Genomic DNA, 9544 nt, shown 5'->3' with positions numbered 1-9544 from the left:
AGAAACCAGATGGATGAATTCGGATTAGGGCAAGTAATCGATGAGGTAATGCCATATGGATGTATCATGGCTGGAGATTTCCAGATCAATGCTCCATGGAGAAAGAAAAGAAGAAGGAAACAAGGGAAAAATAAGTAACATATTTTGAGCCTTAACATCCTTTGATTAATATAAGGACATTGTAACTAGAATCAATTTATAAAAGATGGGTATGCTTTTGTAAAACACACCCAAGAATTTCTAGCTTGCGTAAAATGCGCAAGCTGAAATACTATCCCTCTCTAGAGGGAAATTTAAAGTATAAATCAAGAAAGAATATTTTTAGTATTCCCCTCTTGAGAGGGGTTAGGGGTGTGTAATAAAGTAGAATCAAAAATAACCCTAAAGATTAATTATAAAAATAAGCTAGTCAAGCACCTGATAAAGCTTTTAATAATTGTCTAAAATTGGCAAAATCCATACAAAAATGGCAAAAAGAAAAGGAACACTGTATTAAGTTTTTAATTTTTAAACTTAATACAAATGAAATCTTATGAAAATAAGAAGTTCTACAATTTCAAAGAGCGTCACAAAAGAAAAAAAAGAAACCGAAACATGACAAGGTGGTGGAAATTAGGAAGTGATTACACCAAAGAAAAAAGACGAGAGTATCGAACCAAATGTAAAGTCATTTTACGCAAAAAATTAAATGATGAATTGGTTGAATTTCCATTATACAAAAAAACAATGTGGTGGGATGCTTAATTAAAAAATAGTTTATAACGGCCTATCAAAAGCTTGTTGTAAAATTTGAAGTGAAAATACCGTAAAATTTTAGACTGTCTGAGCGTAGCGAGTTTCTAAAATTTAGGTGTTAAGCAATAAATTTAAACAAGCTTTTGTAGGCCTAGACTTTTTTGTTTCTTTTTTTGGCATTGAAAAAAAGAAAAAGGACATACTATGAAAACCTACCAATCCATCTCCTACTCTCCCTTCAGAAGTAAAAGAGTAAAAAGTCTCCCTTTGAAGGGAGATTTAGAGGGATGTTTTACACTCCATATATTTTTAGTATTTTAAAATTTACAATCCGAACAATCTATGGTTTTTGACACCAAAAAAATAACAGGTATTCTTATACTCTTCATTTGCCAAGTATTTAGCAGTTGCGATCAGGAAGAAGCCGTTGTATCAGAATCTATAGATCCCATTGAAAAATATATCCAGCAAGCTGAAGACAAAACCAAAACCAAAGAGGAACGAAAAAAATATCTGGATTCTGCTTATGCTTTTTATAGTACTTTGGAAGACAACAAATACAAAAGAGAAAAAATTAATGATCTTTCAAATGCTTTTTATAATTTAAAAGAATTTGAAATTTCTAAAGACTTGGATAAAGAAATGCTAAAGCTATCCAAACAAATAAATGATTCTTTGGGACTAGCAGAATCTTATTCGAGCCTTGGAATGCATTTTAGAAAAAAGTTGAACTTGGATAGTGCTTATTATTATTTCTATCAAGCTAATAAACTATACTTCTCTTTTGATGTAAATAGTAATTTTGAACCAAAAATGTATTTCTATGATCATGGAAAAGTTTTAATAGATCTTTCCAAATTAGCTAGAAAAGTAAAGGATTATAACCAAAGTGAGGAATTGGCTTCTCAGGCGATTGAGAGATTTAAAGTATCAGGTAATTTATCATATATACCTTTATCATATAATAGTCTAGGAATCTCTTCAAAAGATTTAGGACGTTATAAGGAAGCCATATCTTATTATAAAAAAACAATTGAATATGCAAAAAACACTAAAAAAGAGATATTTTATCTTTCTCAATCAAATAACAATATAGGAACAGTTTATAAATCACAAAAGAAATATGATTTAGCTGTAATACATTACCTTAAAGGGTTATCTTTTACTAACTTTTTATCTAAAAACCCTAAACATGAAGCAAGATTACTAGATAATTTAGGATATGTAAAATTTCTCGCTAATAAGGATAATGATAGTTCATTATTCCTATTTAAGAAAGCGTATCGAATAAGAGACAGTGTTAACGACATTTATGGTCTATCCACAAGTTTTCTGCATCTATCAGAATATTATCAATCACAAGGAAATCAAGATCTAGCCAGAATATTTGCTAAAAAATCAAAGGAAAATGCTATAAATGATCGAGATAATGATGATCTCCTTCAAGCCTATAGATTATTAGCTGAAATATCTCATTCAAATGAAGGACAACAATATGCTATGAAGTATATTCATCTTAATGATAGCCTTACCCAAAGAGATAATCAATACAAAAATCAATTTGCTCGTATACGATATGAGAGTGATACATTACAAAAAGAAAATGAACAAAAAAGTAAAGAAATACAACAAGTACAAGATCAAAATACCATCTATCTTTTAGGGATTGTATTATTATGTACGCTCATTGGATTCGTCATCTATTTTGCGATACAACGCAACAAATATCTAAAACAGCAAAGTAAAATGATACAGTTTCAAACGGCTTATGAAACAGAAACCCGTATCGCCAAACGATTACATGATGAGTTGGGTAATGATATTTTTCAGGTTATGACGCAATATCAAAACACACCAAACTATAACCCGCAACTACTAGAGAAACTCAATAAAAGCTATACCAAAGCACGTGATATTTCCAGAGAAAATAGCGATTTCGAAATCGATGAAACTTTTGAAGAAGAACTGAGAAATATGCTTCAAAATTATACCAATAAAAGTATGTTATTGATTCAAAGAGGTGTAGATACCATTTCATGGGAGCATACAGATAGTACTATAAAAATAGCAACCTATAGAGTCTTACAAGAATTAATGACCAATATGCAAAAACATAGCCAAGCAGACCGTGTAGCCGTTGTATTTACTAAGGAGAACAAAAACATACATATTAACTATTCAGACAACGGAATTGGCATGGATACTACTCAATTCATCTCTAAAAATGGGCTTCGCAATACTCAAAAACGTATAGAAGCTATTGGCGGAACTATTACTTTTGATACAGAAAAAAATACAGGTTTTAAAGCAAGGATTGCAATTCCTGTTTGAGAAAGCTACTATGAATACCTACCAATTCATCTCCAACTCTCACTTAACAGAGAGGAGCAAAAAGTCTCCCTTTGAAGGGAGATTTAGAGGAATGTTTTACACTCCATATATTTTTAGTATTTTAAAATTTACAATCCGAACAATCTATGGTTTTTGACACCAAAAAAATAACAGGTATTCTTATACTCTTCATTTGCCAAGTATTTAGCAGTTGCGATCAGGAAGAAGCCGTTGTATCAGAATCCATAGATCCCATTGAAAAATATATCCAGCAAGCTGAAGACAAAACCAAAACCAAAGAGGAACGAAAAAAATATTTAGATTCTGCCTATACCGTTTACAATACTTTAGAAGACAATAGATATAAAAGAAAAAAAATCAGTGAAATATCTGCATMTTATAGTAGTTTACGAGATTATGAGAATGCTGAATTTGCCAATACAAAAATGCTTGAATTGTCTAATAAAATTGGTGATTCTACTGGAATAGCTAAATCTTATAACAATTTAGGATCCTATAGAAGGGTAAGTAGAAAATATGACAGCGCATACTTTTTTTTCAATAAAGCTGAAAAAATTTATAGCTCTTTTAAAAAAGGAAGTCAATTTGGAAATCCTGAATCTGCTTTTAATCACGGCTTGGCTCTAATAGAACTTGCCAAATTATCCAGAAAAGTAAACGACTATAACCAAAGTGAAGCATTGACTATACAAGCCATCGAAAGATTTAAAATATCTGGTAACTTATCTTATATCCCCGTATCCTATAATAGTTTAGGAATAGCTTCAAAAGAACAAGGACGTTATGAAGAAGCGATATCCTATTATAAAATGGCAAGTGAATATGCAAAAGACACAAAAAGAGATACATTATACAAACTCATTTTTTGTATTAATGGAGGTTTTGCTTATCAAAAAATGAAAAATTACTTAAAAGCAGAAGAACTTTACATAGAGGGATTAAAATATGAAGATTTTTTAAAACAAAACCCACTAAGATTACCTAGGCTATTAGATCATTTAGGTCATGTTAAATTTTTGACAAATAAGGAAAATGACAGTGTATTATATTTATTTAATAAAGCTTATCGAATTAGAGATAGTTTAAATGATTTGATTGGTTTAATAGACTCGCACATAAATTTTGCAGAATACTACCAATTCAACGGTAACACTTCATTATCCATTGAACATGCAAAAAAAGCTAAAAAAATGTCTTCTGACATTAATAGTAATTCGGAACTTCTTCAATCCTATAAACTATTAGCTGAAATATCTCATTCAAATGAAGGACAACAATATGCTATGAAGTATATTCATCTTAATGATAGCCTTATCCAAAGAGATAATCAATACAAAAATCAATTTGCTCGTATACGATATGAGAGTGATACATTACAAAAAGAAAATGAACAAAAAAGTAAAGAGATACAACAAGTACAAGATCAAAATACCATCTATCTTTTAGGGATTGTATTATTATGTACGCTCATTGGATTTGTTATCTATTTTGCGATACAACGCAACAAATACCTTAAGCAGCAGAGTAAAATGATACAGTTTCAAACGGCTTATGAAACTGAAACACGTATCGCCAAACGATTACATGATGAGTTGGGTAATGATATTTTTCAGGTAATGACGCAATATCAAAACACACCAAACTATAACCCGCAACTACTAGAAAAACTCAATAAAAGTTATACCAAAGCACGTGATATTTCCAGAGAAAATAGCGATTTTGAAATCGATGAAACTTTTGAAGAAGAACTGAGAAATATGCTTCAAAACTATACGAATAAAAATATGCTACTGGTTCAAAAAGGTGTAGATACCATTTCATGGGAGCATACAGACAGTACTATAAAAATAGCAACTTATAGAGTCTTACAGGAGTTAATGACCAATATGCAAAAGCATAGCCAAGCAGACCGTGTAGCAGTTGTATTTGCTAAGGAGAATAAAAACATACACATTAACTATTCAGACAACGGAATCGGCATGGATACTACTCAATTCATCTCCAAAAATGGGCTTCGCAATACTCAAAAACGTATAGAAGCAATTGGGGGAACTATTACTTTTGATACCGAAAAAAATAAAGGTTTTAAAGCAAGGATTGTAATTCCTGTTTGAGAAAGTTACTATGAACATCAACCAATCCATCCAAAACAGCATACCGTTCCTTTCAGAATCCTGGAAAGAAAAGCATGCTGCTTTTTTAGAAGAAGAACATTTACAGGTTTTCGCAAATACAATTAAGAAGTACTACCAATTTGGAGTTCCTAACACATTACCTCTACCTCATTTTGAAGAAGAAACCACTCCTTCTCTATCTAAAGCATACGAAAACTTTAAAAAAATACTCTCTGAAAAAGACCCAACTCCACAAGATTGGGCTACAACCATAGAAAACACTCCTTTCGAGTATCTTTTATTACTGATTGGTCAACGATGTACTTCAGCTACATTGCAGAATTCAGCAGCAATTCCACCATTAAAAGAGACGCTCCTAAATAGTTGTTTTGCTCCTTTTAATCATCAAATCTGTATGGCTACAAGAGCTTGGGAAAAACATATCGGAAGATCCGAAGATAATTTCTGGGGAACTATGAAAGGAAATCCAGCTCAAAAAGAAGAACAAGTAAAACAACGAATTCTGGAGATCATAGAAAATAAAACCTGGTGGAATATCTTTTATCATTATCAACACGAATATGTATATGAAATCCGTGTTCCTAGTGGTCATGGCATCCGATGGAATGCCAAAGGAACACAACTCATTGGATTCTTAGAACCTTTTTTATAGACTAGCAATTTAAGAAGTTGGTTTACTTACCTTTGCAAAAAACCGTATACCAGCTTAAAACTATTCTATGATTTTTACCATTGAAAATGACCAACTAACCGTAACTATCAATTCAGTAGGAGCAGAACTCTCCAGTATCATTACTAAAAAAGATAATAAGGAATATTTATGGCAAGGAGATCCAACTATTTGGGCGAGCCAAGCTCCTGTATTGTTCCCAATTGTAGGCGGATTAAAAAATGGAACGTATCGATATCAAGATCAACAATATAGGTTGCCGAAACATGGTTTTATTAGATATAATGATGCCATAAAAGGAACTCAAAACTCAGCTTCAAAAGCGTCTTTTACACTATCCTCATCAGAAGATACTTTAGAAAAATATCCTTTTCAATTTCAATTTACAATTAGTTATAAACTTGTAGATCATCAATTGATTGTTTCGCATACCGTAGAAAATCATGATACAAAAACTATGTACTTTTCTATTGGTGGTCATCCAGCATTTAATTGTCCTATAGATCCTTTAGAAAACTATGAGGATTACTATATAGAATTGGAACGATCCAAGAATATGGATTGCTTTGTGCTTACCTCTGATGGATTGATAAGCGATGAAACAATATCCGTAATGAAAGACCGTAAAATCTGGCTTACTGATACACTCTTTGATAATGACGCTCTTATTTTTAAGGATATTCAAGCAAACAAAGCTACACTTATTCATAAAGAAAAAGGCGCTATAATATCCATGGATTTCAAAGACTTTCCAGATCTTGGCATTTGGGCAAAACCCAAAGCTCACTATGTATGTATCGAACCTTGGTTAGGATACGCTGATGTAATCTCCACAACGCAAAATATTACCGAGAAAGAAGGAATACAACAATTAGAAAAAGAACAAATACATTCTAGTCAATATACGATCACTATGATGAATGCTGGATAAACCAAAAATGGTTTACAGACTAATAATCGTAGGGAATACTCTGATTAGAATTGGTAATATTGAGGATCACCTGATTCCCTTCCACTTGTAGATTAGAAATATCAAAATCTAATTCTTGAGTTATAAAAGCCAGACATGCTTCTTCATTTCTTAAGGATAATCTTAGGTTTCTTTGTGGTGGATCAGATTCCATTACAGTACCAGAGTCAATTAAATTAAGTTGCCAGGTATCTCCATCACAACCGGAAGCACCAAAGTTGATTTTCAAACAATTATCTGTTATGGTTAAACTACTAATGGTAACCGCATCTGAAGGTCCGTCTGCAAATTCGGAAGCACTGATCAAGGTTATCAAATCACAGTTAGTAGGAGTTACATTGTTATCATCATCATTTGAACAACTCAAAATTGTAATTACAGTTAGTAATAGAAGTAAGATACGTTGCATGAGTAAAGATTTATGTTTTTCTATAGATGAAATTGTATCCAAATGGTTGCGGAAAATTAAGCAAAAGTTTTAAAGCAACCATCATTATACATTAATTTCAAACCAGTTTTATCAAATAGAACACCACACTCAAATACTCATATACTAACTATTTTTTCAAATCTTAACGATTCCTTTGCTGTATTCTTCTATAAGGAAGATTTTCATTATTGTCAGAAGTTTTTGTTTTTTCGTTTTTCATATAACTTTTGTGAACCCAGCTTTTCTTATCCACATCTTCGGTAGTAAAAACAATATTTCCTTTGTTATTTTCAACCGTTCTGAAATTCGTTGCTTTATTGATATTTTTAACGACTTCTTTATTTTCAGTTGTAACGGCATCCATAAAGGTTTGTACATCTACTATAGTACAAGATTCATGATCAATATCCTTTTGTTCGCTAATAGCTTCAACAATAACCGATTCTAATATTTTATCCCACAAACTTTTAAAAAGCTGTTGATTATTATAAATCTCTACTCCATAAACTTCTCCATTAATTGCATATGCATACCCAATGGCATTTTCTGTTTTGATTAAATCCTTAAGCGTATGGTAATATTCTTTTTTTGCACTTTCTAATTCATCACTCTCTAAAGCTAATTGCAAGCTTGTATTAGATGCATTATCGGTTACATTTATCGTTTTTCCATTTTTTTTGGAAAGATTATCGTTTAAACGATTTTGCTGTTCTGATACTTTTCCCCAAACCTTACTCTGATTTTTTTCGTGTCTTGCTGCCAACTTTAATTCTCTCGATGATAGCATTTTGAGTTAGAAGCAAAAGAAGAAAGCGTTTCGTTACCACGTTGTCTCCATCTCCCTTGTTCCACACAAAAACTTTGTAATGCTACATTTTTAGCTTTTGGAGGAATAATGACATCATAACTAATGGTTCTATCCTGTTTTCCTCCTTTTACAATATCTCCAGAATGAATAAATACATAATCATCACTATTATTATCTAATAGCAATTGATTTACATTTCCTGTTTCTTTTACTGTCACTTCTTTTTTCTCCATTGCTTCAGACAATGTCTTATAGATATCACCAGATATTTTTTCATTGCCTGTGATCATAAATAGTGTAAGATTCTCAATAGCTATTCCTTCGTTAATTTTAATTCCATCTATGATTTGATTATCACTTGGATCATTGATTGCGTTTTGGTTTTTTGAATCTTTTACATTTTTGAAACCAAATAATAGGATGCTAATACTAAAAACAGATAAAATAATTGAGTATGCTTTCATGAGTGTTTTTATTCAAAAGTATTTGCTAAGAGGTTAATCTTCAATACAAATCGAGTGATACTCTCTTTTTATTTAGGGAATCGTTTATATGGTTGAGGGAACTTACGAAAGACATACAAAAAATAATTCACCTTCTTTTGTAAGCTTTATTTCTTTATCTTGACTAAGTATGCCAACTAATATCTTAAAACACTTTTTTTGATTTATAAGAAAAGAAATATTGCCGTTCTGATTTTTGCACTTTCGCAAGAAGAAGAAATGAAGAGAAAGCCTTTTCTGGCAAACAAATCAATTCAAACAGATCTTACCTCACAAACCATTGCTGTAGTTAAGAAAACAGGATTAGATTATTTCCTTTACAACGAAAATCAACAATTCGGAACTAGTTTTGGAGAACGCTTTTCAAATGCAATTGAAGAAATTTATAAAAAAGGATATGATGCGGTAATTACATTGGGAAATGACACTCCTAATCTTAGCAAAACCCATCTTCTAAAAGCGATTGAAATATTAGAGAATGGACAATCTGCAATCGGTCCTTCCTTTGATGGAGGTTTCTACCTTTTAGGAATTCATAAAGAATCCTTTGATAAAACAGAATTTACCAAGCTTTCCTGGAATACCTCTGAAGTAAGAAAGGATTTATACAGTTATTTGGATTCCAAAAACAAATCCTTTTGTCAACTAGATTTTTTATATGATCTTGACCACTTTTCGGATGTTTTTAATGTATACAAAACGCTACCATTCTTATTAAAAGAATTACGAAGCATACTACAAAGTTTACTTCAAAAAGAAGAAAAAGTAATTCGTATAATACAACTTCTCGTATCCTCAATAATTTTAGGAGTACATTATAACAAAGGCTCTCCTTATCTCATCAAATAGTACATAAAGGATACAATCCTATATCAAGTACGCTTCTTCATATTCAGTTAAAAACCAATCATATTTCCCTAAGATCAATATGATGTACAAGT

General features: G+C 31.4%; 9 protein-coding genes. 6 read left to right on the top strand and 3 right to left on the bottom strand.

Translation table 11 applies throughout. The annotated features are described in order from the left end of the window. Positions 1 to 522: 522 nt before the first annotated feature. The 5 genes from GBO31_RS17780 (at position 523) to GBO31_RS17760 (ending at position 6823) form a co-directional block, all read left to right on the top strand. Positions 523 to 744, top strand: a complete 222-nt coding sequence (locus GBO31_RS17780; RefSeq protein ID WP_219009809.1) for a hypothetical protein — start codon at positions 523 to 525, stop codon at positions 742 to 744. A gap of 333 nt (positions 745 to 1077) precedes the next feature. Continuing rightward, positions 1078 to 3066 (top strand): tetratricopeptide repeat-containing sensor histidine kinase, encoded by a 1989-nt coding sequence (locus tag GBO31_RS17775; RefSeq protein ID WP_219009808.1) that lies wholly within the window; start codon positions 1078 to 1080, stop codon positions 3064 to 3066. Positions 3067 to 3212: 146 nt separating this feature from the next. Next, positions 3213 to 5201, top strand: coding sequence for a tetratricopeptide repeat-containing sensor histidine kinase (locus GBO31_RS17770; protein WP_219009807.1), 1989 nt, complete (start codon positions 3213 to 3215; stop codon positions 5199 to 5201). Positions 5202 to 5211: 10 nt separating this feature from the next. After that, complete coding sequence (locus tag GBO31_RS17765; protein ID WP_219009806.1) at positions 5212 to 5874, top strand: hypothetical protein; 663 nt, start codon at positions 5212 to 5214, stop codon at positions 5872 to 5874. Between the two features lie 67 nt (positions 5875 to 5941). Then, positions 5942 to 6823: an aldose 1-epimerase family protein gene (locus GBO31_RS17760; protein WP_246615912.1), complete on the top strand. Its 882-nt coding sequence runs from the start codon at positions 5942 to 5944 to the stop codon at positions 6821 to 6823. Between the two features lie 19 nt (positions 6824 to 6842). On the opposite strand, the gene GBO31_RS17755 is transcribed toward GBO31_RS17760, so the two are convergent. The 3 genes from GBO31_RS17755 to GBO31_RS17745 form a co-directional block, all read right to left on the bottom strand. Continuing rightward, complete coding sequence (locus GBO31_RS17755) at positions 6843 to 7271, bottom strand: hypothetical protein (protein WP_219009805.1); 429 nt, start codon at positions 7269 to 7271, stop codon at positions 6843 to 6845. 163 nt (positions 7272 to 7434) lie between these two features. After that, positions 7435 to 8079: an ARPP-1 family domain-containing protein gene (locus tag GBO31_RS17750; RefSeq protein WP_219009804.1), complete on the bottom strand. Its 645-nt coding sequence runs from the start codon at positions 8077 to 8079 to the stop codon at positions 7435 to 7437. After that, the gene (locus tag GBO31_RS17745; protein WP_219009802.1) at positions 8058 to 8564 is read right to left on the bottom strand and encodes an ARPP-1 family domain-containing protein; all 507 of its coding nucleotides are present in this window, start codon (positions 8562 to 8564) and stop codon (positions 8058 to 8060) included. The genes GBO31_RS17750 and GBO31_RS17745 overlap by 22 nt, the downstream gene beginning before the upstream one ends. Positions 8565 to 8762: 198 nt before the next feature. Between GBO31_RS17745 and GBO31_RS17740 the strand changes: the two genes are divergently transcribed. Continuing rightward, positions 8763 to 9452, top strand: a complete 690-nt coding sequence (locus GBO31_RS17740) for a DUF2064 domain-containing protein (RefSeq protein WP_219009801.1) — start codon at positions 8763 to 8765, stop codon at positions 9450 to 9452. The last annotated feature ends 92 nt before the right edge of the window (positions 9453 to 9544 follow it).

The organism is Aquimarina litoralis (assembly GCF_019295435.1).
Classification (GTDB): Bacteria; Bacteroidota; Bacteroidia; order Flavobacteriales; family Flavobacteriaceae; genus Aquimarina; species Aquimarina litoralis_A.
The sequence above is the reverse complement of the archived record's forward strand: the minus strand, read 5'-3'. Positions and strand labels throughout refer to the sequence as shown.